Raw genomic sequence first — 25641 nt, 5'->3', positions numbered from 1 at the left:
GGGCGGGACAGGATAGGTCGGGCGGGCGTTGTAGGAAAGGGTCATGGATGCGCCTCCGGAAAGCCGTGACGGACGTGCAGCGCGTGGAGCAACGCTTTCAGATCGCTGACGAACCAGGTGCCGTCATGCCGTCCGTCGGCGAGGGCCGGATCGGCATTGGGGGCGAGGACCAGCAGCGGCAGGTTCTGGTGCGCCTCTCCCACGACCGCGATCACCGCGTCGCGCGGGCGGGGATAGGGGATGCGGATGACGTCCAGCATCGTCGCCTTGTCCGGAAAACGTGCCAGCAGGCCGTCGATGGTGATGCAGTCGCGGCAGTAGAAGGTCCGGTCGGGATAGGCCGGGTCGGTAAAGCTCGCTTCGAGCAGATAGAGGCGGTCGCGCATGGGCTGTTCCATCAGGGTCGGGTCGCGGTCGGGATCGGTCGCGCGGGGGTCGGTGGTCGGGATCGGGCGGTCGGGGTCGACGCGCGCGCCCATCAGGGCGGCGGCGGCGAGCGCGAGGTCGCGGGCGCTGACCTCCGCCGGGGTGGCGGGCGGGGGTTGCAGCGGATCGGTGATGGCGGCGCGCGCGGTGGCCGGGTCGGCGGCGAAGGCGGCGGCGAGCGCCCGCGCGACCGCTTCGGGGAGCGGCGTCGTGGCACCCTGCGCCGGGGTTGCGGTCGGGGCCATCCCCTGCCCGTCGGCCGGCGGGTTCGCGGCGACCTGCGCCTCCACCTCCGCCGTCACGCGGGCGACGGTGGCGATGAAGCTCGACAGCGCCAGGCCCGGCGGCAGGCTGGCGATGGCGCGGGTGACCATCGCCACGATCGCGTCATAGGCGACGGTGTCGATGCCGAGCGCGGTCGTGGGGGTGGTGGAGGTCGCGGGGGGCTGTGGTTTGCCGGGGGTGACGGTGACGTCGTGCGGGCCGGGCGGGCGGATGGGAGGGAGGCTGGGGATGGTGGTCATGCCGTCAGCCCCTCACGGCAGTCGCCGTACCCCGGCCAAGGCAGGACGTCTGCGAAAGTCCGCTTCACCGTATCCCCGCGCAGGCGGAGATCTAGAGCCACACACGCAAGCCCCAGTTTTGCCTGGCCCTGGACCCCCGCCTGCGCGGGGGTACGGTTGCGTTTTCGGGTACGAGCAAGACTTTCGCAGCAGTCTCGCGAAGGCCGGGGTCCGGTTGTGGGCCGGGTGCGGTTATGCGGCAGCGTCGCCCGACTGGGCCCCGGCCTGCGTCGGGGTACGTCCAGTTTGCTGGGTAAGGCTCCGCCCCACGCGACCGCGTACCCCCGCGCAGGCGGGGGTCCAGGGTTATCAGCCACCACGGCCGGCGTTCGTGGCTCTGGATCCCCGCCTGCGCGGGGATACGGGGGGCCGTAGGGATACGGGCGGGGTGCGCGGAGGGCCGCCATCACATCCGGAAGATGCCGAACTGTGCGCGGTCGGCGATCGGTGCGTTGAGTGTCGCCGACAAAGCGAGGCCCAGTACGTCGCGGGTCTGTTCCGGCAGGATCACGCCGTCGTCCCATAGCCGCGCGGTGGCGTAATAGGGGCTGCCCTCCGCCTCGTAACGGTCGCGCACCGGGGCCTTGAACGCTTCGGCCTCCTCCGGCGTCCAGTGGTCGGCGTCGCGGTGGACGGTCGCCAGCACGCTCGCCGCCTGTTCGCCGCCCATCACCGAGATGCGGCTGTTCGGCCAGGTGAACAGGAAGCGCGGCGAATAGGCGCGGCCGCACATGCCGTAATTGCCGGCACCAAAGCTGCCGCCGATCAGCACCGTGAGCTTGGGCACCTGCGCGGTGGCGACGGCGGTGACCAGCTTCGCGCCGTGCTTGGCGATCCCCTCCGCCTCGTACTTGCCGCCGACCATGAAGCCGGAGATGTTCTGGAGGAACAGCAGCGGCACGCGGCGCTGGCAGGCTAGTTCGATGAAATGCGCGCCCTTTTGCGCGCTTTCGGAGAACAGCACGCCGTTGTTGGCAAGGATCGCGACCGGCATCCCCCAGATACGGGCGAAACCGCAGACGAGCGTCGTGCCGTAGAGCGGCTTGAATTCGTGCAGCTCCGATCCGTCGACCAGCCGGGCGATCACCTCGCGCACGTCATAGGGCGCGCGGACGTCGGTGGGGATGATGCCGGCAAGATCGGCGGGGTCGTGCAGCGGGGCGCGAGGTTCCGCCACTGCGATCTCGGCGCGGCGCGGCGGCGGCAGGGTCGCCACGATGTCACGGACGATCAGCAGCGCCTGTTCGTCATCCTCCGCGACATGATCGACCACGCCCGACTTGCGGCCATGGGTGTCGGCCCCGCCCAGTTCCTCGGCGCTGATGACTTCGCCGGTCGCGGCCTTGACGAGGGGCGGGCCGGCGAGGAAGATCGTGCCCTGATTGCGGACGATCACCGTCTCGTCGGACATGGCCGGCACGTACGCGCCGCCGGCGGTGCAACTGCCGAGCACGCAGGCGATCTGGGGAATGCCCTTCGCCGACATCTGCGCCTGGTTGAAGAAGATGCGGCCGAAATGGTCGCGGTCGGGAAAGACCTCCGCCTGATGCGGCAGGTTCGCGCCGCCGCTGTCGACCAGATAGATGCACGGCAGATGGTTTTCGGTCGCGATCTCCTGTGCGCGGAGATGCTTCTTGACCGTCATCGGGAAATACGCGCCGCCCTTCACGGTCGGATCGTTGGCGACGATCATCACCTGCCGGCCATGGACCTGACCGATGCCGGCGATGACACCCGCCGCCGCCGCTTCGTCGCCATACATGTCCGTAGCCGCCAGCGCGCCGATTTCGAGGAACGGCGAGCCGGCGTCGAGGACACGGTGGATGCGGTCGCGCGGCAGCAGTTTCCCGCGGGAAACATGGCGTTCGCGGCTGCGTTCCGGTCCGCCCAGCGCCGTCGTGGCAATGCGGGCGCGCAGTTCGTCGGCGAGCGCTTCGTTATGCGCGGCGTTGGCGGCGAAGGCATCCGATCCGCGATCGATCAGGCTCGGCAGCACCGTCATTGTGCGCGCGTCCCCTCGCCCAGCAATTCGCGACCGATCAGCATCCGGCGAACTTCGTTGGTCCCGGCACCGATGTCGAGCAGCTTCGCATCGCGGAAATAGCGTTCGACCGGCCAGTCGCGGGTATAGCCCGCGCCGCCCAGCGCCTGGATCGCGTCGTTGGCGACCTTTACCGCATTTTCGGACGCCAGCAGGATCGCGCCCGCCGCATCGTGGCGGGTGGTACGGCCGGCGTCGCAGGCGCGCGCCACGGCATAGACATAGGCGCGGGCGGAGTTGAGCGCGACCGACATGTCGGCGATCTTGCCCTGCATCAGCTGGAACGCACCGATCGGTTTGCCGAACTGCTTGCGCTCCGCGACATAGGGCAGGACGGTGTCGAGGCACGCCTGCATGATCCCGAGCTGAATGCCCGACAGCACGACGCGTTCGTAATCGAGACCCGACATCAGTACGCCGACGCCGCCGTTGAGCGGCCCCATGACGTTGTCGTCCGGCACGAAACAGTCGTTGAAGACCAGTTCAGCGGTGGGCGAGCCGCGCATGCCCATCTTGTCGATCTTCTGGCCGATCGAAAAACCGGCGAAGTCCTTCTCGATCAGGAAGGCGGTGATCCCCTTCGATCCGGCATCGGGCTGGGTCTTGGCATAGACGACCAGGGTCGCGGCATAGGGCGCGTTGGTGATCCAGAATTTGGTGCCGTTCAGGCGCCAGCCGCCATCGACCTTGTCGGCGCGCAGCTTCATCGAGACGACGTCCGAGCCGGCGCCGGCTTCGGACATGGCCAGCGAGCCGACATGCTCGCCGCTGATCAGCCTGGGCAGGTATTTGGCCTTCTGCTCCGCATTGCCCCAGCGCGCGATCTGGTTGACGCAGAGGTTGGAGTGGGCGCCATAGGACAGGCCAACCGAGGCGGAGGCGCGCGCCACTTCCTCGCAGGCGACGACATGTTCGAGATAGCCGAGGCCGAGGCCGCCATCCTCTTCGCTGACGGTGATGCCGTGCAGGCCGAGCGCGCCCATTTCGGGCCATAGCTCGATAGGGAAGCGATCCTCCGCATCGACCGCCGCCGCTACGGGTGCGATGCGGTCCGTCGCGAAGCGCTGCGTGGTCTCGCGAATGGCATCGGCCATCTCGCCGAGCGCGAAATCGAGCATGTCTCTCTCCAATGGTCCGGTCTCCGCCGGATCGTATCTGTCGTTACTATTAGGCCGGCAGGCCTGGTCAACGCAAGCATCGCATCGTCAGCCCGGAAGCAAGGTAAGACCGGCGGCCAGCCCTCCATTCCGTATCCCCGCGCAGGCGGGGATCCAGAGCGACCAGCACCAGCCCTCGCTTTGTGTGGCGCTAGACCCCCGCCTGCGCGGGGGTACGTGCTGGCACTTCCAGCGGCATTGGACGCCGACGCCTGGACCCCCGCCTGCGCGGGGGTACGGGTGTCGCCATCGACCTCGCCCTCCTTGCTGGGCCTGGCCCCCCGCCTGCGCGGGGGTACGGTACGGTTCTGCTCGGCGGTCGGAACGACCATTCATCGCAACGCATTGCCAGCCGGACCGTCGAGACAGCGCAGGACGGCGGCACGATCGAACGGCGCTGCGGCAGGCGCGGTCGTCGGGGCGATGTCGACCGGGCGGCCGATGGTGGCCGCGCCGAAGCGGCGGTCGCCCTGCCCTGCGCAACGCTTCGCCTCGGTGAGCAATTTGGGCGGCGTCGCCCAGCCTTCATAGGACAGGCGGAAGGTGCCCCAATGGATCGCCAGCCCCTGCGATGCGCCCAGCCGTCCGAAGACGTCGAGCGCATCGACCGGGCCGATATGCGCGCCGCTCGCCATCTGTCCGGGCTGGAAGCGGAAGGCGCCGATGGGGATCAATGCGAGGCGGATCGGGCCGAGCGCGGCGGCCTCTCGCACCCACTTGCCGTCGCCCATGCCGGTGTCGCCCGCGAAGAACAGATTGCCGCCGGGCAGTTCGACGACGAACGCCGACCACAAGGCGCGGTTGCGGTCGACGAACCAGCGGCTCGACCAGTGATGGTTGCGCACGACATGAACGGTGGCGCCGCCCACGCGCTCCGCCTGTCGCCAGTCGAGCGCGGTCGCGGCCATGCCGGCGCTGCGCAGGATCGCGTCGTTGCCGAGACTGGTGACGATCGCCGGGCGGTCGCGGTCGTACAATGTCTTGAGCGTCGACAGGTCGAGATGGTCGTAGTGATTGTGGCTGATGAGGATCAGGTCGATCTTCGGCAGGTCGGCAAGCGCGATGCCGGGTGCCGCGACCCGCTTCGGGCCGAAGCCGAACGGGCCGGCGCGGTCGCTCCAGACGGGATCGGTCAGGATGTTGAGGCCGGGGGTCTGCACCAGCACCGACGCATGGCCGACCCAGGTGACGCGCATCGGCGTCCGCGCCGGTTCGCGGGCGGGACGGGTCGTGGCGGGGAGCAGCTCGGCGGGCTTGGCGGGGGTCACCGGCACGTGATCGGGCCAATCCGGTCGGCCGTCGGTTCCCGTCGCCTGTCGCCAGAGATAGCCACGCCTGCTGCCGCCCGGAGGCGCGGTCGTGTCGTCGCCATCGGGGTTGAAAAAGCGTGCGCCATCGAAATGGTCGCCCGCGACCCCGCGATAATAGATGCGGTCGAGGAAGCGCGGCACGATCGTGATCGCGAGGCACAGGGCCGCGACGAGCCACACGACGGTCCAGACCAGCCCCTTGATGATGCGCCCCATCAAGCCCGAACGTCCGGGTGCGATTTTCGATGCGCCGGCACTCTTGTGTTGCTCGTTTACCACACCATATCGCCGGCAACATCACAGGGGAGCATCCCATGAACCTAGAGAAATTCACCGATCGCGCGAAAGGCTTTTTGCAGGCCGCGCAGACGGTCGCGATCCGCAACAGCCATCAGCGGATCAGCCCGGAACATATCCTCAAGGCACTGCTCGACGACGAGCAGGGCATGGCGTCGGGCCTCATCAACGCCGCCGGCGGTGACGCGCGGCGCGCCAATGCCGAGACCGATGCCGCGCTGGCCAAGGTGCCGTCGGTTTCCGGATCGGGGGCGCAGTCCTCGCCGGGGCTGGACAACGACACGGTGCGCCTGCTCGACCAGGCCGAGCAGATCGCGACCAAAGCGGGCGACAGCTTCGTCACCGTCGAGCGGCTGTTGCTGGCGCTTGCGCTGTCGCCCGGCGCGGCGGGCAAGGCGCTGACCACCGCTGGCGTCACCCCGCAGGGGCTGAACGCCGCGATCGACAAATTGCGCGGCGGGCGCAGCGCCGACACGGCGGGGGCCGAGGATCGCTATGACGCGCTCAAGAAATTCGCCCGCGACCTGACGGCGGCGGCGCGCGACGGCAAGCTCGATCCGGTCATCGGCCGCGACGAGGAAATCCGCCGCACGATCCAGATTCTTGCCCGCCGGACCAAGAACAATCCGGTGCTGATCGGCGAGCCGGGCGTCGGCAAGACCGCCATCGCGGAAGGCCTCGCGCTGCGTATCGCCAATGGCGACGTGCCCGATGGCCTCAAGGACCGCGCGCTGATGTCGCTCGACATGGGGTCGCTGATCGCCGGCGCGAAATATCGTGGCGAGTTCGAGGAACGGCTGAAGGGCGTGCTCGACGAGGTGAAGGGCGCCGATGGGCAGATCATCCTGTTCATCGACGAGATGCACACGCTGATCGGTGCGGGCAAGTCCGAAGGGGCGATGGATGCGGGCAACCTGTTGAAACCGGCGCTTGCCCGCGGTGAACTCCACTGCATCGGTGCGACCACGCTCGACGAATATCGCAAGCATGTCGAAAAGGACCCCGCGCTCCAGCGGCGGTTCCAGCCGGTGTTCGTCGGCGAACCGACCGTCGAGGACACGATCAGCATCCTGCGCGGGCTGAAGGAGAAGTACGAGCTGCACCATGGCGTGCGGATCACCGACGGCGCGCTGGTGTCGGCAGCGACGCTCAGCAACCGCTACATCACCGACCGCTTCCTGCCCGACAAGGCGATCGACCTGATGGATGAGGCCGCCAGCCGCATCCGCATGGAGGTGGAGAGCAAGCCCGAGGAGATCGAAAGCCTCGACCGTCGCATCCTGCGCATGAAGATCGAGCGCGAGGCGCTGCGCCGCGAGAGCGATGCGGCGAGCATCGACCGGCTCGACACGCTGGAGGAGGAACTGGCCAATGCCGAGGAGCAGCTGGCGGGCCTCACGACGCGGTGGCAGGCGGAGCGCGACAAGATCGCTTCCGAAGCCAAGCTCAAGGAACAGCTCGACGCCGCGCGTGTCGCGCTGGAACAGGCGCAGCGGTCGGGCGACTTGGCCAAGATGTCCGAGCTGACCTATGGCACCATCCCGACGCTGGAAAAGCAACTGGCCGAGGCGCAGCAAAATGCCGGCGGCGCGATGCTGCGCGAGGAAGTGACCGCCGACGACATTGCCGCCGTGGTCAGCCGCTGGACTGGCATCCCGGTCGACCGGATGCTGGAGGGCGAGCGCGAGAAGCTGCTGACGATGGAAGCGGCGCTGGGCAAGCGGGTGATCGGCCAGGCCGAAGCGGTGCGCGCCGTCGCCACCGCCGTCCGCCGTTCGCGTGCCGGTCTACAGGACCCGAACCGGCCGCTGGGGTCGTTCCTGTTCCTTGGGCCGACCGGCGTCGGCAAGACCGAGTTGACCAAGTCGCTGGCCGAGTTCCTGTTCGACGATCCCAACGCGATGGTGCGGATCGACATGAGCGAGTTCATGGAAAAGCACGCGGTCGCCCGGCTGATCGGTGCGCCTCCGGGCTATGTCGGTTATGAGGAAGGCGGCGTGCTGACCGAAGCCGTGCGGCGTCGGCCCTATCAGGTCGTGCTGTTCGACGAGGTGGAGAAGGCGCATGGCGACGTCTTCAACATCCTGTTGCAGGTGCTGGACGATGGTCGCCTGACCGATGGGCAGGGTCGCACGGTCGATTTTTCGAACACGATCGTGATCCTGACGTCGAACCTCGGCTCGCAATACCTGACCAACCTCGCCGACGGGCAGCCGGTCGAGGAGGTCGAGCCGCAGGTGATGGACGTGGTCCGCGCGCATTTCCGGCCGGAGTTCCTCAACCGGCTGGACGAGATCATCCTGTTCCACCGCCTCGCCGCCGATCACATGGCGCCGATCGTCGACATCCAGGTCGGGCGCGTCGGCAAACTGCTGGCGGACCGCAAGGTGAAGGTCGAACTGACCGACGCCGCGCGGGCGTGGCTGGGGCGGGTCGGCTATGACCCGGTCTACGGCGCGCGACCGCTGAAGCGTGCGGTGCAGCGCTATCTGCAGGACCCGCTGGCCGACCTGATCCTGCGCGGCGAGGTCCGCGACGGGTCGACGGTGCGGGTCGACGAGGGTGACGGGGCGCTGAGCCTAAGCGTCGCGTAACGAAAAAGGCGGCGGGGGATCGCTCCCCCGCCGCCCATTCGTCTGGCTGGACCGGCTCGCTTAGAAGCGGGCGCGAGCCTGGACCGTGTACGACCGACCGAAGATGATCGGGCCGTACCAGGTGGTGTCGACGCCACCCTGATCGAAATAGCCGTTCGGGGTGCGCTTCGCCTTCGCGTTCAACAGATTGTTGACGATGAAGGTGAAGTCGAACTTTTCGCCCACGCCCTGACGCACGGTCAGGTCATAGTAGCTGAGCGTCGGCGTGACCGGATTGACCGGCAGACCGAAGTCTTCCTCGACGCGCGAGACGAAGTTCCAGCGGCCCTGGATCGACGTCCGGTCGAGGTCATAGCCGACCGTCAGCGTCGACTTGTACGCTGGGATCGCACCACCATTGCCGCCCGACGACTTGCCGGCGAACTCCGTATCGTCGAGCTTGTAGCTGTTGGTCCAGGTGAAGACTTCCTGGAAGCGCAGCTTGCCGTTGAAACCGAACTGATCCAGCGGGAGGATCAGGTTCGCCGCCGCATCGATACCGTTGGTGCGGCGCGTGCCCTGGTTGCCGGTGGCGGTATTGATCGCGTCGATCTGCCCCGTACCGGCGTTACGACGGATGCGGTCGCAGGCCGTCGAGACATTCTGAACGTAGCACTGATTGATGAAGAACCCGGCACCCAGCGTGGTGATCAGATTTTCAATTTTGATGTTGTAGTAGTCAACGGTCAGCGAAAGCGTACCGAAACCGATCTTCGGCGTCAGCACCGCACCGAGCGTGTAGGTTTCGGCCTTTTCTTCCGAGATATTCGGGTTGCCGAACGCAAAGGCTTCGACCTGGCTGTTGTTCTGCAGGAACCCGTTATAGCCACCCGCCGCTGCGAATGCCGGGGTCTGCGCCGAACAGATGGCGAGCGCTTGTGCGGTGCGGCTGGCACCGGCGTTGCAGGGATCGACATAGCTCGGGAAGCCCTGATCGCCGTTCTGGAAGAGTTCGATGATCGAGGGAGCGCGTGCTGCCTTGTTGTAGATACCGCGGAAGCGCATCCAGTTGATCGGTGCCCACTGGGCGCCGGCCTTCCAGTTGAACAGGCTGCCAATGGTCGAATAGTCGGAGTAACGGGCACCGGCTTCCACGGACAGGTCGTGGAAGAACGGAATTTCGGCGAGCAGCGGAACGCGGATTTCGCCGTAGCCTTCCTTCACGTTAATCGAACCGCCCTGACTCTGCACAGCGTTGAAGCCGTAGATGTTGCCGGTGCGCTGCGCATCATCGACGGTCACGGCGCCGCGGTCGGTGCGAACTTCACCACCGAGCGCGATCTGGACGTCGCCATAGGGGAGCTTGAACAGCGAACCCGACACGTTGGCAGCGGCACGGACCTGTTCGAACTCGCGTGATTCCTTGGTGTCGATGCGTACGAACGACAGCATCGCCGGGGTCAGCGTATTGGCGCCGAAAATATTGACCGGCACGCAGCCCGGCAGCGAACCGGTCGGGCAACCGTTCAGCCCCTGAGCGACTGCAGTGCGGTTGATATTACCCAGCGACGTCGCCAGCGCATCGACCTTGCCATAGCTGACCGTCGCGTCCCAGTTCCAATCTTCGCTCAGTTTGCCCGACAGCGTGCTGCGAATGGTGAAAGTCGTCGAATCGTAGATGCCGACGCGTGGGCCGGTTTCGCTGAAACGACGCGCATAGGTGAACGGTGCGGTCGGGTTCGGACGGCTAGCCAGGGCAATACGCAGGTCGGCCGGCAGCAACGGGCTGTTGTACGGAACGCTGATGCCCGTAGCGGGCGTCGGCGCGAGATTGACCGTCTGCGAGGTATCGACGTAGTTCGCCAGCACCTTCAGCTGGATGTTGTCGGTGATCTCGTACCGCGCCGTCGACGTCAGGATCAGCCGTTCGTACGGAGTCTGCAACAGGTTCAACGGATTGAAGTTGAAGCGGCTCGATCCCGACGCGCGATCGGCATAAGCACACAGGCCGCTGCCGAAATAGGGGCTCAGCTGGCCGTTGCTGTTGAACGACAGCGTACCGCCGTTGACGGCCACCCCGGCAGTCGCCGGATTACAATCGGTATTGGCCGCCGCAAAGGTGCCGGGAAGCAACGTAGCAAGATTGCGGAACGGGTTTGCAGCATTGTTCGACACCTGGCCCCACGGCGGCGTACCCGAGCCACCGGACGCGTATAGATAGTCGTTGTTGGCAGCGGAAATCAGCTCCAGCGGACGGCCAACGCGGATTCGGTCGTCGCCTTCCGCCTCAGTGCCCGCATCGTTGTAAATCAGGACCGATGCCGGCGTCGTAATCCGACGATCGCCTTGGCCGATCGCTTCACGGGTATAGTAGCTACCCGACAGAGTCAGATTGCCGCGACCGTCGTTGAAATTGCCTCCGAGCACGCCCTGGACGTTGAAGGTCGCCCCGTCACCCTGCTCGTTGATGCCGTACTGGGCCGACAGTTCGGCACCTTCGTAGCGGTCCTTGAGGACGAAGTTGACGACACCCGCGATCGCGTCCGAACCGTACACGGCCGACGCACCGCCGGTGACGACGTCGACGCGCTCGATCAAGCCGGTCGGAATGGTGCCGATATCAACGACGCCGGTCGCCGACGATGCGGGAACGCGCTCGCCGTCGATGAGGATCAGCGTGCGCTGCGGGCCCAGACCGCGAAGATCGAGGGTCGAGAAGCTCTCACCGCCCTGGTTGTTGGACACGCGGGTGTTGCCTGGGATCAGCTGCGGCAGTTCGTTCAGCAGCGTTTCAACGGTGACGGTGCCGGTCAGGTTGAACTGCTCGGCGGTAACCGTCGTCACCGGGCTGGGTGCGTCCAGATCGGGACGGGCGATACGCGAACCGGTGACGGTGATTTCCTGGGCGGTATCGTCGGTCGACGAATCTACCGGCCCCTGCGCGACCTGCGCCATCGCGGGCGATGCCACGCCGAACAAAAGCGTGGATGCCAGCAGAGCGCTACGTGCGTTCATCTTCATATATGCCCCTATTCCCCAAAGCACCGTAATCCCGATGCAATATTGCGAGACTAACGGCGTCCGAAGTTGCGAGGCAATTCTTGGAAACGGACCAGACACAAAATGCGAGATATCGTGTTTTTTCGGTAACAGTGGCAACTACAGGGGCACTTTGGCGGTAATTTTAGTCAAATAATTGCAATGCATGGGCTAATAGCAGTATCAATGTATTCTTACGATTGTCAGACGACCGTTGTTTTCTGATAATCGATACATGCCAATGTACTAAAAAATTGTACTATTTTACTGTACTATAACAGCATAGCGCCAGCAAATTTGCCGCTTCTTACGGCAACATGCACAAAAAATGGGCGCCCCGTTGCCGGAGCGCCCATCAGTTTCACCAAGGTCGGTGGATTTAGAAGTCGACCCGTGCACCGACGCGGATGAAGCGGCCGAGGATGTTCGCGCCGGACCAGGCCGGGTTGAACTGGCCCTGGCTGTAGGCGGCGCTGGGGTCGAACGGGGCCTTCAGGTCAAGGACGTTCAACACGTTGGTGTAGATCGAGAAGCGGTCGCTGACCTTGTAGGTCGCCGACGGACTCCAAGGAAAGGAAGTCCGAGGTCAAACTACTGCGCGACCAGTGCAGGGAGCAGGCTCTCCACGAGACTTCAGCATCCGCCAAACCTCACCCACCCAAACAAAAAGGGGCAGCTCCTTGCGGAGCCGCCCCTCTTCTGGCGTCGATGGAACGGTTCTTACAGACCGACCTTCACACCCGCGCGGAAGTACCGGCCGAGGATGCCGAGGCCGCCCTGCACCGGGTTGTAGAGGTGCGCGCCATAGGTGACGTTGTCGAGCGGCGGCAGCCGGTCGAACAGGTTGATGGCGTTCACGTAGAAGGTGAAGCGATCGTTGACCTTGAACGAGGTGTTCAGATCGACGGTGATGTAATCGCTGACCTTGCAGGGGATGGTGCCGTCCGAAAGGCCGCAGTCACCCGCGGTGCCCGGACCGGTCTGGTCCTCCGCCGACAGGTCATACCCGTCGAAATAGTTGACCGTCGCGCTGACCAGCACGTCACGGAACTCGACCGTGTTCAGCCACGTACCACGCCACTGCGGCGTGCCCGAGCCTGCCGTCAGGTTGTAGTTGCCCAGCGTCCCTTCGTAGCGTTCCTTCGAACCGTCGGGGAAGGTCGTGCTCAGTTCGAGTATGTAGCTCGCCTCGAGGTTGCTCGACACGCGCAGGTCGTCGTTGAAGCGATAGTTGGCGTTGATCCCGAAATCGATGCCTTCTGACTTGATCGTGTTGGCATTGATGAAGGGCGACTGCACGAACGCGATGCGCGGACGCGCGGTCGGGTTGTTAATGTCGACCGCGTCCGGGATGACCGTGTAGCCGGCCGGGATCGCCTGACCCGCATAATAGGCGGCAATCGCCGGAGCGTTGTTCGCGGTCGTGATCGCGTCGGTCTTCTTGATGTTATAATAGTCTACCGTGAACGACACGTTGCGGATCGGTTCGAACAGGATGCCGGCAGTGTAGCTGCGCGACTTTTCCGCCTTCAGGTCCGGGTTCGAAATGCTCGTCTGACCGTAGGTCGCTGCCGAGATGTAGGACGGGCAGCGGGTATAGGTCGCCAGCGAGCAGCCATATTGCGACAGGAAGGCGTCGTTGTAGATGCCCTGCGTCGCGCTGACGTAACCGGTGGTCGGGAAGGTCGCATTGGCTTCGCCGAACGACGGGATACGGAAGCCCTTCGACCAGGTACCGCGCACCACCAACTGGCGGATCGGGGTGAACTTCGCACCGATCTTCGGCGAGAAATTGTCCTGGCCGCTCGAGTACTTGTCGTACCGGCCCGAGGCGTTGATCAGGAACTGATCGACGATCGGCGCTTCGAGTTCGGCATAGGCCGAATAAACGGTGCGGTTACCCTTGGCTGCGAAGCCGTTCAGGCGGAAATAGCGCTGCGTCGGGCCGTTGATGTCGCTATTGGCGCTGGGCGCATCGACCGCTTCGTAGCGGATCGCGGTGCCGACACCGATGGCGAGCGGACCGCCGGGCAGTTCGAACAGCGACGTCTGGACGCTGGCCTGTGCCTGGTACAGGTCGGACGTGGCGTTGTTGATGTTTTCCGGCGCGATCTGGTCCAGCACCGCCTGGCTGTTGGCCTGCGGATTGATGAAGTTGTAGCTGCCGGTGTTGACCGCGTTCAGCAGGTTCTGAATGCGGACATAGCCGTTCGCGCGGGTCTGCAGGTCGATGTGCATCGCCGTCGCGCCGACATTGTAGCTGACATTGTCGGTGATGTCGCCGGTAACGCCGAGTGCCGCACGATAGGCGCGGGTGCGCGTCTCGTTTTGTTCCCGCAGGTTCGGGATGCGCCCGATGATCGCCGCCGTCTGGTTCTGCGCCGCGAACGGGTTGTTCGGGTTCAACACCCGGTCGGCCGCGGTCGAGCAGTTCACGCCCGACTGGCAGATATAGACCGGCAACTGCAGGATGGTGTTGTTGCCATAGGCAGCGATATTCGCCGAGGTGCTGTAGCGCGGGAAGTAGAACCCGGCCGGCGCATTGCCGCGGATCGTTGCCGGCAGACCTTCATAGAAGGTGTTGGTCTGCAGGAAGTTGAATTCGCCATAGGCTTCGCCATTGTCGCCGAACTTCGCGGTGGCGCGGGCCGAACCGCCGAAGCGTTCGATACGCGGCGCAATGTTGCCATAGAGCAGGGTCAGGTCTTCCTGGCACACCACGCCATTGGCCGGCGCGGCGGCATTTTGCGCCAGCGCCAGTTCGGCGGTGCTCAGCTGCGCAGTGGGCAGGCCCTGGCAACCGTTCAGATACTGATAGCGGCTCGACACGCCCGGGATCGCGGCGCCGGTGATGGGATCACGCGGACGGACCGCGAACGGCGTGGTGATTTCGAAACCGCCGGTGTTGCCATCAGCTTCCGTGCCGTTCAGCACGCCGTTGGCACCGCAGTTCCCTTCGTAGCACACCTGACGCAGATCGTCGGTGTTGTAGGGATAGCGGCGGTTGGCGGCGCGCAGCGCTTCCGAACGATAATAGAAGCCGCTGCCATAGATGTTGAAGCCGTCGTCCGACAGGTCGCCGATACCGGCGGTCAGAGACATGCGATACTGGCTCGCATCGCCCCGCTCGGAAATACCGGCTTCGGCGCGGCCACCGACGCCCTTGAACTGCTTCTTGGTGATGATGTTGACGACGCCCGCGACCGCGTCCGCGCCGTAGAGCGACGATGCACCGTCGCGCAGGACCTGCACTTCCTGGACGATATCGTCGGGGATGGTGTTCAGGTCGACGAAGTTGCGCGTGCCGTCGTCGGCCAGCGGGTAATAGGCGCCACGCAGGCCGTCGAAGAGCACCAGCGTCGAGTTCGACGACAGGCCGCGCAGCGACACCGCCGACGCACCGCCGGCGAAGGCGCCGTTGGCGGTGAACGAGTTGGTCAGCGCCGGGCCGTTGTTCGACGACAGCGTCTGCAGGCCGTCCTGGATCGTCGCGAGACCGCGGCGGTCGAGGCTTTCGGTCGTCACAACGGTAACCGGCGACGGCGTTTCGGCGTCGGCGCGGCGCAGCAGCGAACCGGTGACGACGATCGTCTCGTCGTCTGTCTGGGCGGCGGTGGTCGTCGGAACGGTCGCCGGCTGGGCGGCCGGCTCGTCGGCCGTTACCGTCGACTGCGCGAAGGCTGGACCGGCGATCGTGCTGACGATGAGCGCGGACAAAGCCGCTCCGTGGCGCAACGACGTGCGCATTGAGATGGCAACCATGGAAACAGCAATCCCCTTTAACCCAGACGGGCGTTCCAAGCGGCCGACCCGCATCGCTGGCGGGCCGAACCGGGCAAGTATCGGGCGTTACAAGCCTATTTGTAAATACGGATGGCTGTATTCTAGAAATTACGTGTCAGCTGTAACTATTGCGCAACACTTTGTCATAGAACGGATAGTGTGAGGAAACGATCCGCCCGTGGCGAAGCGGCATGCCGCCGCCTCGCAAGCGTTGCGAAGACCCGCCCGGACCGGTCGGAAAACGGCGTTACAGGAAGCTCGCGCGGACCCCGTCGATGACGAACTGCGCCGCCAGCGCCGCCAGCAGCACGCCGAGCAGGCGGGTGATGACCGCCTCGATCCGCGCGCCCAGCAGCTTCATGATCGGGCCGGCCGCCAGCAAGGCCGCAAGCGTCAGGGCGAGGATCGTGCCCAGCGCCCCCAGCACGACGGCGCGCGCGCCCCAGTCGCCGACCTGGCTCATCAACAGCATGACGGAGGCGATCGACCCCGGCCCGGCGATCATCGGCATCGCCATGGGGAAGGTCGAGACGTCCTCAACCTCGGGGGTTTCGATGATCTTCTGCGCGCGGTCCTCGCGGCGCTGGGTGCGCTTTTCGAACACCATTTCCAGCGCGATCAGGAACAGCATGATGCCGCCCGCGATGCGGAAACTGTCGAGGCTGATCCCGAGCGCCTTCAGCAGCGCCTGTCCGAACAGCGCGAAGACGACGAGGATCGCGGTGGCGATGCCGACCGCGCGGATCGCCATCGACCGGCGCTGGATGTTCGACGCGCCAGTGGTCAGGCCGGCATAGATCGGCGCGCAGCCCGGCGGATCGATCACCACGAAAAAGGTGATGAACGACGAGACGAACAGCTCGATCACAGTGTCTTGTCGTCGAACGCGATGCCTGCCCGGCGATACGCCGCGACCAGCGTGTTGCGCAGCAGGCAGGCGATGGTCATCGGCCCGACCCCGCCCGGCACCGGGGTGATCGCGCCCGCGACCTCCTTCGCCGACGCGAAGTCGACATCGCCGACCAGTCCCGCATCGGTGCGGTTGATGCCGACATCGATCACGGTCGCACCGGGCTTGATCCAATCGCCCGGCACAAAGTTGGCCCGCCCCACTGCCGCCACGACGATATCGGCGCGGCGGACATGGTCGGCCAGGTCGCGGGTGCGCGAATGGGCGATGGTGACGGTGCAGCTCTCGGCGGTCAGCAGCGCCGCCATCGGCTTGCCGACGATGTTCGAGCGGCCGACGACGACCGCGTCCATCCCCGAGAGATCGCCCAGCACGTCGCGCAGCAGCAACAGGCAGCCATAGGGGGTGCAGGGCACCATCCCTGGCAGGCCGGTCGCCAGCCGGCCGGCATTGACCGGGTGAAAACCGTCGACATCCTTGTCCGGGTCGATGGTCAGCAGCACGGCGTCGCTGTCGAGATGCTTGGGCAGCGGCAGCTGGACGAGGATGCCGTCGACCGCCGGATCGGCGTTCAGCTGTTCGACCCGCGCGATCAGGTCGTCCTGCGACACATCGGTCGACAGGCGATGTTCGAAGCTGGCCATGCCCGCCTCGCGCGTCGCCTTGCCCTTCGAGCGGACATAGACGGAGGACGCCGCATCCTCGCCCACCAGCACGACCGCGAGCCCCGCCGGACGACCGGCAGCGGCCGCGAAGGCGGCGGCATGGGTGGCGACACGCGCGCGCAAATTCGCGGCGAAGGCTTTTCCGTCGATGATCCGGGCAGTCATAGGGGTTGCATAGAGGGTGGCGGCAGGGTTCGCCACCCCCGGATTTTGCTCCCCCACACACACGTCACCCCGGGCTTGACCCGGGGTCTCGCTTCTTCTTCTCTTCACATCATGGACGGAGAGCGGCAGGGAGGCTGGGTGTACATCATGGCCGACCGCTATCGTGGTGCGACCTATGTCGGTGTTACCGCTGATCTCTTAATTCGTATTCATCAGCATCGAACCGGTCACGGTTCGATCCATTGCGCCAAGTACAATCTTGCCCGCCTTGTCTGGGCCGAACGCGGTGACGACATTCTCGCGTGCATCGCGCAGGAAAAACGCATGAAGCGCTGGCACCGGGACTGGAAGTTCGAACTGATAGAACGCGGCAATCCAGATTGGCGTGACCTTTCTACAACCATCTTCGGGTGAAGAAGCGGGACCCCGGGTCAAGCCCGGGGTGACGAGGTGGAAGCGGCTAAGCCAACTCCCCGCCGTTGCGATCCGGGCGGGGTCAAGCCCGGGGTGACGTGGAGGCGCGGAGGATGCGCCCCCACGTCAAAATACACCGCACCTGCGAAACGATTTCCCCCGACCCGGCGTTCATCGGACCGATGCCCTACCAGGACCTCCCTCCCCCGCCCGCCGGCCTGCTCGACGACGCCGGCCTGTTCCTCGATTTCGACGGCACGCTCGTCGACCTGGCCGACCGGCCGGACGGCGTGGTCGTCGGCGACTCGCTCCACGCGCTGCTGCGCCGCCTGCCCGACCGGCTGGGCGGACGGGTCGCGATCGTCAGCGGGCGGTCGGTCGAGCAGATCGACGGCTTTCTGGGCGATACGATCCGCGACTTTGCCGTCGTCGGCAGCCACGGCGCGGAAATCCGCCCGGCCGGTGGCACCACCCTGCTGCCCGATCGCCCGGCCAGCCTGACCGCCGCCGAACGCGCGTTCAAGGATCGCTTCGCCGACGACCCGCGCATTGTGATCGAGATCAAGACATTGGGCGTCGCGATCCATTATCGCGGCGCTCCCGAAGTCGAACAGGAGGCGCATGCGCTGGTCGACGCCTTCGCGCAACGCGACGGGCTCACGGCACAGGCAGGCAAGATGATGATCGAACTGCGCATGGCCGGCCATGACAAGGGCACCGCGATCGCGACCCTGTGCGAGGACGCGCCCTTTGCCGGCCACGCGCCGGTGTTCGTCGGCGACGACCTGACCGACGAACCGGGCATGGTGGTCGCCGCGCATCATGGCGGGGCGGGCATCTTGATCGGACCGATGCGCGATACCGCCGCCGCCTACCGGCTGGACGATGTCGCCGCCTTTCTCGACTGGCTGGAGAAGAATGCATGACCGCGACGATGGACCTTTGGCCGATCGGGAATTGCCAGGTATCGGCGCTGGTCGACCGTAACGGACGGTTCGTCTGGGGCTGCCTGCCGCGAGTCGATGGCGATCCGGCCTTTTCCTCGCTGCTCGACGACCGGCGGCGCGGGTCGGACGGCGCGTTCGGCTTCTGGGAGATCGATCTCGACGGCTGTGTCGAGACGCAGCAGACCTATATCCGCAACACGCCGGTGCTGGTGACGCGCCATGTCGACGGCGACGGCAATGCGATCGAGGTCGTCGATTTCTGCCCGCGCTTCAAACGGCACGACCGCATGTATCGCCCGGTCGCCTTCTGCCGGATCGTGCGCCCGATCGCGGGGTCGCCGCGCATCCGCGTGCGGCTGCGCCCGTCGGTCAACTGGGGCAGCGCGCAGGCGGAGCGGACGCGCGGGTCGAACCATATCCGCTACCTGCTCGACAGCGAAGCGATCCGCCTGTCGACCAGCGCGCCGGTCGGCTGGATCGAGGACGAGCGGCTGTTCCGGGTCGAGCGCACGCTGCATTTCTTCCTTGGGCCGGACGAGAGCTTTTCCGACGAGCTGCCGGCTTCGGTCGAGCGGATGCTGAAGAACACCATCGACGAATGGCGCCACTGGGTCCGCGGCCTCGCCACCCCGGTCGAATGGCAGCAGGCGGTGATCCGCAGCGCCATCACGCTGAAGCTATGCCAGCACGAGGAAACCGGCGCGATCGTCGCCGCGCTGACCACCTCGATCCCCGAACATGCGAATAGCGGGCGCAACTGGGACTATCGCTACTGCTGGATCCGCGACGCCTATTATACGGTGCAGGCGCTGAACCGGCTGGGCGCACTGGACGTGCTGGAGGGGTATCTCGAATATTTGCGCAACATCGTTGACAATGCCGCCGACGGGCAGATTCAGCCGCTCTATGGCGTGGGCGGTGAGGCGACCTTGGTCGAACGCGAGGCGGAGGGGCTGGACGGCTATCGCGGCATGGGTCCGGTGCGCGTCGGCAACCAGGCCTATGAGCAGATCCAGCACGACGCCTATGGCCAGATCATCCTGTCGAACGCACAAGGGTTCTTCGACCAGCGGCTGTTCCGCGTCGGCAAGCAGGCCGATTTCGAGGCGCTGGAGCCGATCGGCGAGCGGGCATGGGAAAGCTACGACAAGCCCGATGCGGGCCTGTGGGAACTGCGCACCAAGAGCCATGTCCACACCTATAGCGCGGCGATGTGCTGGGCGGCGTGCGACCGCCTCGCCAATGTCGCCGGCACGCTGGGCCTGACCGAGCGCGAGATCTTCTGGCGCGACCGGGCGACGGCGATGCGCGCCAAGATCGAGCGCGAGGCATGGCGGCCCGAGACGAACCGCATGTCGGCGACCTTCGGCGGCGACGATCTCGACGCCAGCATCATCCAGCTGCTCGACCTGCGCTTCCTCGAACCGAGCGACCCCCGCTTCATCGGCACGCTGGAGGCGGTGGAAAAGGGTCTGCGGCGCGGCAGCCACATGCTGCGCTATGCTGTCGAGGACGATTTCGGCCTGCCGCACACCGCGTTCAACGTCTGCACCTTCTGGCTGATCGAGGCGCTGCACGCGACCGGCCGCTATGACGATGCGCGCGAACTGCTGGAGGAGATGCTGTCGCGCTGCACCCCGGCGGGCCTGCTGTCCGAGGATATCGACCCCGAAACCGGGGAATTGTGGGGCAATTATCCCCAAACCTACTCGCTGGTCGGCATGATCAATTCCGCCGTCCTGCTGAGCAAGTCATGGAATGTCGTCAGATGAGTCGCTTGATCGTCATCTCGAACCGGGTGCAGGCCCCGCAGCCGGGCACCGGCGGCGGTGCGCAGGGCGGCCTTGCCGTCGCGCTGAACGCCGCGCTGGCCGAGGAGGACGGTATCTGGTTCGGCTGGTCGGGCGATACCAGCGACAATCGCGAACTCCGCTTCCAGACCTATGGCGGCGTCACCAGCGCGGTGATGGATCTGTCCGAGCAGGACGTGGAGGAATATTATGACGGCTATGCCAACCGGACGCTGTGGCCGCTGTTCCACTACCGGCTCGACCTGACAGAGTTCGAACGCGATTTCCAGGGCGGCTATGAACGGGTCAACCGCGTGTTCGGCGAACGCATCGGCCCGCATATCGAACCCGACGACCTGGTGTGGGTCCATGATTACCACATGATCCCGCTGGGCTGGGTGCTGCGGCAACAGGGGATCACCAACCGCATCGGCTTCTTCCTGCACATCCCGTGGCCGCCGCGCCGGCTGCTGACCGCGCTGCCCGACCATCGCCGGCTGGTCGAGGCGCTGTTCGCCTATGACGTGGTCGGGTTCCAGAACGAGGAATGGCTCGACAGCTTCTTCAACTATGTGAAGGAGGAGATGGACGGCACGGTCGACGGCAACAACGTCACCGTCGGCGGGCGCACCATCTGCGCGATCAGCTGCCCGATCGGGATCGAGGCGAAGGACTTCATCGCCGGCGCCGCTGGGCCGGTGGCGCGCGCGGCGCAGCTCAACCAGCTCGAAAGCGCGGTCGGGCGCAGCCTGATCGTCGGCGTCGACCGGCTGGACTATTCGAAGGGGCTGCCCGAACGCTTCGCCGGCTACGAACGCTTCCTGCAGAACCATCCCGACCGGCGGGCGTTGGTCTATCTGCTGCAGATCGCCCCGCCGTCGCGCACCGCGGTGCAGACCTATCGCGACATCCGCAACAACCTCGAACAGATGTCGGGGCGGATCAACGGGGCCTATGCCGATACCGACTGGGTGCCGATCCGCTATGTGAACAAGGGCTATCCGCGCGAGGTGCTGGCCGGCATCTACCGCGCGGCGCGGATCGGGCTGGTAACCCCTTTACGCGACGGCATGAACCTGGTTGCGAAGGAATATGTCGCGGCGCAAGATCCGCGCGATCCGGGCGTGCTGATCCTGTCGCGCTTTGCAGGTGCCGCGCAGCAGCTGTCGGTCGGGGCGCTGATGATCAATCCCTATAGCGCCGAGGACATCGCCGACGGCATCGACAAGGCGCTCCGCATGCCGCGCGCCGAGAGGATCGACCGGTGGCAGGCGATGATCGAAAATGTGGTGGAAGAGGACGTCATCTGGTGGCGCAAGCGGTTCATCGACGCGCTGTCGGCGGAGACGCAATAGCCGACCTGCGCGTCACCCCGGGTTTGACCCGGGGTAACGCTTCCTTGCGGCGGTAGAAGAAGAAGCGGGACCCCGGATCAAGTCCGGGGTGACGTGGGCGGGAAGGAAGTGTCCCGCCCCCCGGCCCCCCGGCCCCCGTCATCCCGGCGCAGGCCGGGATCCAAGGTTCCGCATGCGCCGAAGTCTTGGGGGTATGCGGTACGGTGGATCCCGGCCTTCGCCGGGATGACGAAGGGGAGAGGTAACGGCTCCGTGCCACTCCCTCGTCGTTCCCGCGCAGGCGGGAACCCATAGACGCTGACGGTTCGGATAGAGGCGCGAGCGTTGCGGCTATGGATTCCCGCCTTCGCGGGAATGACGACGGGGGCGTTACCGGCACACCTCGAACGAGTGGTCACGCCCCCTCGAGCAACCGCTCCTTCGCAATCTTCTCCCGCCACACCAGCGGGGCGAGGTGGTGGACATTCTGCCCTTCGCTATCCACCGCGACGGTGACCGGGAAGTCCTGCACCTCGAACTCGTAGATCGCTTCCATGCCGAGGTCCTCGAAGCCCACGACCTTCGACCCCTTGATCGCCCGCGCGACGAGGTACGCCGCCCCGCCGACCGCCATCAAATAGGCCGACTTGGCCTCCGCAATCGCCTTGGTCGCGTCGGCACCGCGCTCCGCCTTGCCGACCATCGCCAGCAGCCCCTGGTCGAGCATCATGCGGGTGAACTTGTCCATGCGGGTGGCGGTGGTGGGGCCGGCCGGGCCGACCACTTCCTCGCCCACCGGATCGACCGGACCGACATAATAGATCACCCGGCCCCGGAAATCGACCGGCAGCTCCTCGCCCTTGGCGAGCATGTCGGCGATCCGCTTGTGCGCGGCGTCGCGGCCGGTCAGCATCTTGCCGTTGAGCAGCAGCCGGTCGCCATGCTTCCACGTCGCGACGACTTCGGGCGTCAGCGTGTCGAGATCGACGCGGATCGCCGCCTTATCCGGCGTCCAGTTGACGTCGGGCCAGTCGGCCAGATTTGGCTGTTCGAGATAGGCGGGGCCGCTGCCATCCAGCGTGAAATGCGCGTGGCGGGTCGCGGCGCAGTTGGGGATCATCGCGACCGGCTTGGACGCGGCGTGCGTCGGCCAGTCGAGAATCTTGACGTCCAATACGGTCGACAGGCCACCCAGCCCCTGCGCACCGATGCCGAGCGCATTGACCTTGTCCATCAGCTCGATGCGCAGCGCCTCGACATCGCTCTGGGGCCCGCGTGCCTTCAGCTGGCCCATGTCGATCGGTGCCATCAGCGATTCCTTGGCGAGCAGCATCGCCTTTTCGGCGGTGCCGCCGATGCCGATGCCGATCATGCCCGGCGGGCACCAGCCGGCGCCCATCTGCGGGATCATCTCCAGCACCCAGTCGACGATCGAATCGCTGGGGTTCATCATCTTGAACTTGGACTTGTTCTCCGACCCGCCGCCCTTGGCCGCGACATCCACATAGACCTTGTCGCCCGGCACCATTTCGACGTGCAGCACCGACGGCGTATTGTCCTTGGTATTGCGCCGGGTGAACGCCGGATCGGCGAGGATCGAGGCGCGCAGCTTGTTCTCCGGGTGCAGGTACGCGCGGCGCACGCCTTCGTCGACGACCTCCTGCAACGACCGGTCGCTGTCGAGCCGGCAATTCTGCCCCCACTTCACGAACACGGTGACGATGCCGGTATCCTGGCAGATCGGGCGATGCCCCTCCGCACACATCCGGCTGTTGGTCAGGATCTGCGCGATCGCGTCCTTGGCGGCCGGCGACGTCTCGGCGGCATAGGCCTCGCCCAGCGCGCGGATGTAATCCATCGGGTGATAATAGCTGATGAACTGGAGCGCGTCGGCGACGCTGTCGATCAGGTCGGTTTCGGTGATGGTGACGGTCATCGCGTGGTCCATGTCTGTCGAAAAATCTTTCCCGCCCTACAGGGGGACGACACTGGCTTGCAAAGAATTCGTTCACTTGTCGCACGCTATCCTCCCTTCGTATCACCCGGGGGAAGCGCATTGGCGAGCGGCGGTTTGAAGGCGGCACTGCGATCGTTGGTCCAGGGGACCGACGACAACGCACGCTCGCCCGGCGACCCCAGCCGGCGCCTGATCAGCGAAGCCGAGCATCACAGCCCCAACTGGTTCTGGCAGACCGACCGCAATGGGCGGATCTCCTATCTGAGCGACAAGATCGTCTCGGTACTGGCCGCCGCCGGGATCGATGCGATCGGCGCATCGTTGGTCGACGTGCTGCGCATCGCCGGCAGCGATTCGACCGCCGGCGACAACGAACGCACCATCGCCTTTCACCTGTCGGCCCGCACCGCCTTTACCGACTATGCCGTCACCCCCGCCTCAGCCACGCATACCGACCGCAGCTGGACCGTATCGGGCAGCCCGTTCACCGACCCCTATGGTCGGTTCGAAGGGTTCGTCGGCACCGGCACCGACATGGCCGCCGTGCGCCAATCGGATGCGGCGATCACCCGCCTCGCGCTGTTCGACAGCCTGACCGGCCTTGCCAACCGGCAACGGATGCGGATGTCGCTGGAACAGACCCTGGCCCAGCCGGGCTATGACGGCACCGCGCTGTTCCTCCTCGATCTCGACCGATTCAAGGCGGTCAACGACACGATGGGCCATCCGGTCGGCGACGCGCTGCTGAAGCAGGTGGCGCAGCGGCTGGAGCGGACGGTCGGCGATGCCGGGCTGGTCGGGCGGCTGGGCGGAGACGAGTTCCAGGTGATCCTGCCGCGCATCGCCAGCCGGTCGGACATGGTGACGCTGGCGCAGGCGATCATCACCGCGCTGTCGCAGCCCTATTTCCTGAACGGCGCCGCGGTATCGATCGGTTGTTCGATCGGCATCGCCGTATCGCCCGATCACGGCGCGACCCCCGACGCGCTGGTCGCCAATGCCGACCTCGCCCTCTATGCCGCCAAGGATGCCGGGCGCGGCGTCGCCCGCTTCTTCCACGACACCCTGCTGGATGGCGCGCGGTCGCGGCGACAGATGGAATCCGACCTGCGCGTCGCGCTGTCGCTCGACCAGATGCGCATCGTCTACCAGCCGGTCGTGGCGCTCGACGACAGCCGCATCACCGCGTTCGAAGCACTGCTGCGCTGGGAGCATCCGACGCGCGGGTCGCTCGAACCCGCCGAGTTCGTCGGCGTGGCGGAGGAGTGCCAGCTGATCGAATCGATCGGCGAATGGGTGTTGCGCACCGCCTGTCACGATGCCGCCGCCTGGCCCGGCGAGTCGCGGCTGGCGGTGCCGTTGTCGGGGGCGCAGTTCGCCAACCCCGCCCTGCCCGCGATCATCGCCAATGCCGTCGCGCGGTCGGGCCTGTCGCCCGAACGGCTGGAACTCGACCTCGACGAAGCCAGCGTGCTGCGCGACATGCGTGCCGCGGTCGGCAGCTTCGCCGCGCTGCACGGGATCGGCGTCCGCCTCGCGCTCGACGATTTCGGTGCGGGACCGGCATCGATGTCCTGCCTGCGCCGGTTGCCATTCGACCGGATCAAGCTCGACCGTTCGTTCGTGCGCGGGGTGAGCGATCCCGAAGGCCGCAACGCCGCCGTCGTCCGCGCGATCACGACTCTGGGCGAGTCGCTGGGCATCGATGTCACCGCCAAGGGCGTGGAATATCAGGACGAACTGAACGCGCTGCGCGATCTGGGCTGCTCCGACGTGCAGGGCCTGCTCTATGGCCCGCCGGTCGACAATGCGGCGGCGGCATCGCGGCTGCTGGCGGAGGGCGGCGCGATGACCCCGCGCGGTCCCAAGGCGCCGCGCGCACCGCGCACGCGCATGCTGCGCTCGACCACGATCGAGCTGAACGGCACGCGCCGCTCCGCCCGCATCCGCGACCTGTCGAGCGACGGCGCGCTGATCGATCTCATCGATTTCGACGAAGCCGCGATCGGCACGACGCTCCGGATCGATACCGGCGGCGGGCAATGGGTGGCGGCGACGCTGCGCTGGGCAGAGGACGGCCGCGCCGGGCTGCACTTCGATCACCCGATCACCGTCGAACGCCGCGTGACCATCCGCCGCAGCAGCGTGCGCGAACCCGGGGCGTAACGCTCCCCCCTCCGTCTCCCCCCCGTTTGCTTCGAGCGCAGGTTCGAGCCTGTCGAGAACCGCAGTCGAGAAGGGGCTTGCCCCAATCACCAAGTTCTCGACTG

At 66.0% G+C, this 25641-nt stretch carries 16 protein-coding genes; 6 read left to right on the top strand and 10 right to left on the bottom strand.

Annotation, left to right across the window (positions count from 1 at the left end):
- Window positions 1-41: 41 nt before the first annotated feature.
- From AVT10_RS18710 to AVT10_RS05700, 4 genes are all read right to left on the bottom strand, one after another.
- Window positions 42-950: a DUF3088 domain-containing protein gene (locus AVT10_RS18710; RefSeq protein WP_232307890.1), complete on the bottom strand. Its 909-nt coding sequence runs from the start codon at window positions 948-950 to the stop codon at window positions 42-44.
- A gap of 445 nt (window positions 951-1395) precedes the next feature.
- Window positions 1396-2991, bottom strand: a complete 1596-nt coding sequence (locus AVT10_RS05710; RefSeq protein ID WP_066689282.1) for a carboxyl transferase domain-containing protein — start codon at window positions 2989-2991, stop codon at window positions 1396-1398.
- Window positions 2988-4148: an acyl-CoA dehydrogenase family protein gene (locus AVT10_RS05705; RefSeq protein WP_066689280.1), complete on the bottom strand. Its 1161-nt coding sequence runs from the start codon at window positions 4146-4148 to the stop codon at window positions 2988-2990. The genes AVT10_RS05710 and AVT10_RS05705 overlap by 4 nt, the downstream gene beginning before the upstream one ends.
- A 371-nt stretch (window positions 4149-4519) precedes the next feature.
- Window positions 4520-5713, bottom strand: coding sequence for an MBL fold metallo-hydrolase (locus tag AVT10_RS05700; protein ID WP_066689278.1), 1194 nt, complete (start codon window positions 5711-5713; stop codon window positions 4520-4522).
- A 98-nt stretch (window positions 5714-5811) separates the two neighbouring features.
- Here AVT10_RS05700 and clpB point away from each other — a divergent pair, with 98 nt between their 5' ends.
- A complete protein-coding gene (gene clpB / locus AVT10_RS05695; protein ID WP_066689276.1) occupies window positions 5812-8388 on the top strand; it encodes an ATP-dependent chaperone ClpB in 2577 nt (858 codons plus the stop codon).
- Window positions 8389-8448: 60 nt separating this feature from the next.
- Here the strand turns inward: clpB and AVT10_RS05690 are convergent, their stop codons facing one another.
- The 5 genes from AVT10_RS05690 to folD all read right to left on the bottom strand — a co-directional run bounded on the left by AVT10_RS05690 (window position 8449) and on the right by folD (window position 16929).
- A complete protein-coding gene (locus tag AVT10_RS05690; RefSeq protein ID WP_066689274.1) occupies window positions 8449-11388 on the bottom strand; it encodes a TonB-dependent receptor plug domain-containing protein in 2940 nt (979 codons plus the stop codon).
- Between the two features lie 397 nt (window positions 11389-11785).
- Window positions 11786-11920, bottom strand: a complete 135-nt coding sequence (locus AVT10_RS18850) for a hypothetical protein (protein WP_269746891.1) — start codon at window positions 11918-11920, stop codon at window positions 11786-11788.
- 206 nt (window positions 11921-12126) lie between these two features.
- Window positions 12127-15153, bottom strand: coding sequence for a TonB-dependent receptor plug domain-containing protein (locus tag AVT10_RS05685; RefSeq protein ID WP_420038494.1), 3027 nt, complete (start codon window positions 15151-15153; stop codon window positions 12127-12129).
- 283 nt (window positions 15154-15436) lie between these two features.
- On the bottom strand, window positions 15437-16057 hold the full coding sequence (locus AVT10_RS05680; protein WP_066689270.1) for a MarC family protein: 621 nt from the start codon (window positions 16055-16057) through the stop codon (window positions 15437-15439).
- Entirely contained in the window at window positions 16054-16929 is an 876-nt protein-coding gene (gene folD, locus AVT10_RS05675; protein WP_066689268.1) for a bifunctional methylenetetrahydrofolate dehydrogenase/methenyltetrahydrofolate cyclohydrolase FolD, read from the bottom strand. The genes AVT10_RS05680 and folD overlap by 4 nt, the downstream gene beginning before the upstream one ends.
- A 111-nt stretch (window positions 16930-17040) precedes the next feature.
- Between folD and AVT10_RS17700 the strand changes: the two genes are divergently transcribed.
- The 4 genes from AVT10_RS17700 to AVT10_RS05660 all read left to right on the top strand — a co-directional run bounded on the left by AVT10_RS17700 (window position 17041) and on the right by AVT10_RS05660 (window position 21435).
- Window positions 17041-17343 carry a GIY-YIG nuclease family protein gene (locus tag AVT10_RS17700; RefSeq protein ID WP_084401393.1) on the top strand — a complete coding sequence of 101 codons (303 nt, stop codon included), beginning with the start codon at window positions 17041-17043 and terminating at the stop codon, window positions 17341-17343.
- A 182-nt stretch (window positions 17344-17525) separates the two neighbouring features.
- Window positions 17526-18269, top strand: a complete 744-nt coding sequence (gene otsB, locus AVT10_RS05670; RefSeq protein WP_066689266.1) for a trehalose-phosphatase — start codon at window positions 17526-17528, stop codon at window positions 18267-18269.
- On the top strand, window positions 18266-20062 hold the full coding sequence (locus AVT10_RS05665; RefSeq protein ID WP_066689264.1) for a glycoside hydrolase family 15 protein: 1797 nt from the start codon (window positions 18266-18268) through the stop codon (window positions 20060-20062). Before otsB ends, AVT10_RS05665 begins: the two co-directional genes overlap by 4 nt.
- Window positions 20059-21435 (top strand): alpha,alpha-trehalose-phosphate synthase (UDP-forming), encoded by a 1377-nt coding sequence (locus tag AVT10_RS05660; protein ID WP_066689262.1) that lies wholly within the window; start codon window positions 20059-20061, stop codon window positions 21433-21435. The genes AVT10_RS05665 and AVT10_RS05660 overlap by 4 nt, the downstream gene beginning before the upstream one ends.
- 394 nt (window positions 21436-21829) lie before the next feature.
- Here AVT10_RS05660 and AVT10_RS05655 read toward each other — a convergent pair whose 3' ends face one another.
- Window positions 21830-23350, bottom strand: a complete 1521-nt coding sequence (locus AVT10_RS05655; RefSeq protein ID WP_066689368.1) for a fumarate hydratase — start codon at window positions 23348-23350, stop codon at window positions 21830-21832.
- Window positions 23351-23470: 120 nt separating this feature from the next.
- Here AVT10_RS05655 and AVT10_RS05650 point away from each other — a divergent pair, with 120 nt between their 5' ends.
- Window positions 23471-25537, top strand: a complete 2067-nt coding sequence (locus tag AVT10_RS05650) for an EAL domain-containing protein (RefSeq protein WP_198158506.1) — start codon at window positions 23471-23473, stop codon at window positions 25535-25537.
- The last annotated feature ends 104 nt before the right edge of the window (window positions 25538-25641 follow it).

It is taken from the genome of Sphingomonas hankookensis (assembly GCF_001619955.1).
Lineage (GTDB): Bacteria > Pseudomonadota > Alphaproteobacteria > Sphingomonadales > Sphingomonadaceae > Sphingomonas > Sphingomonas hankookensis_A.
Note: the sequence above shows the minus strand (reverse complement) of the source record. Positions and strands in the feature narration are given on the sequence as shown.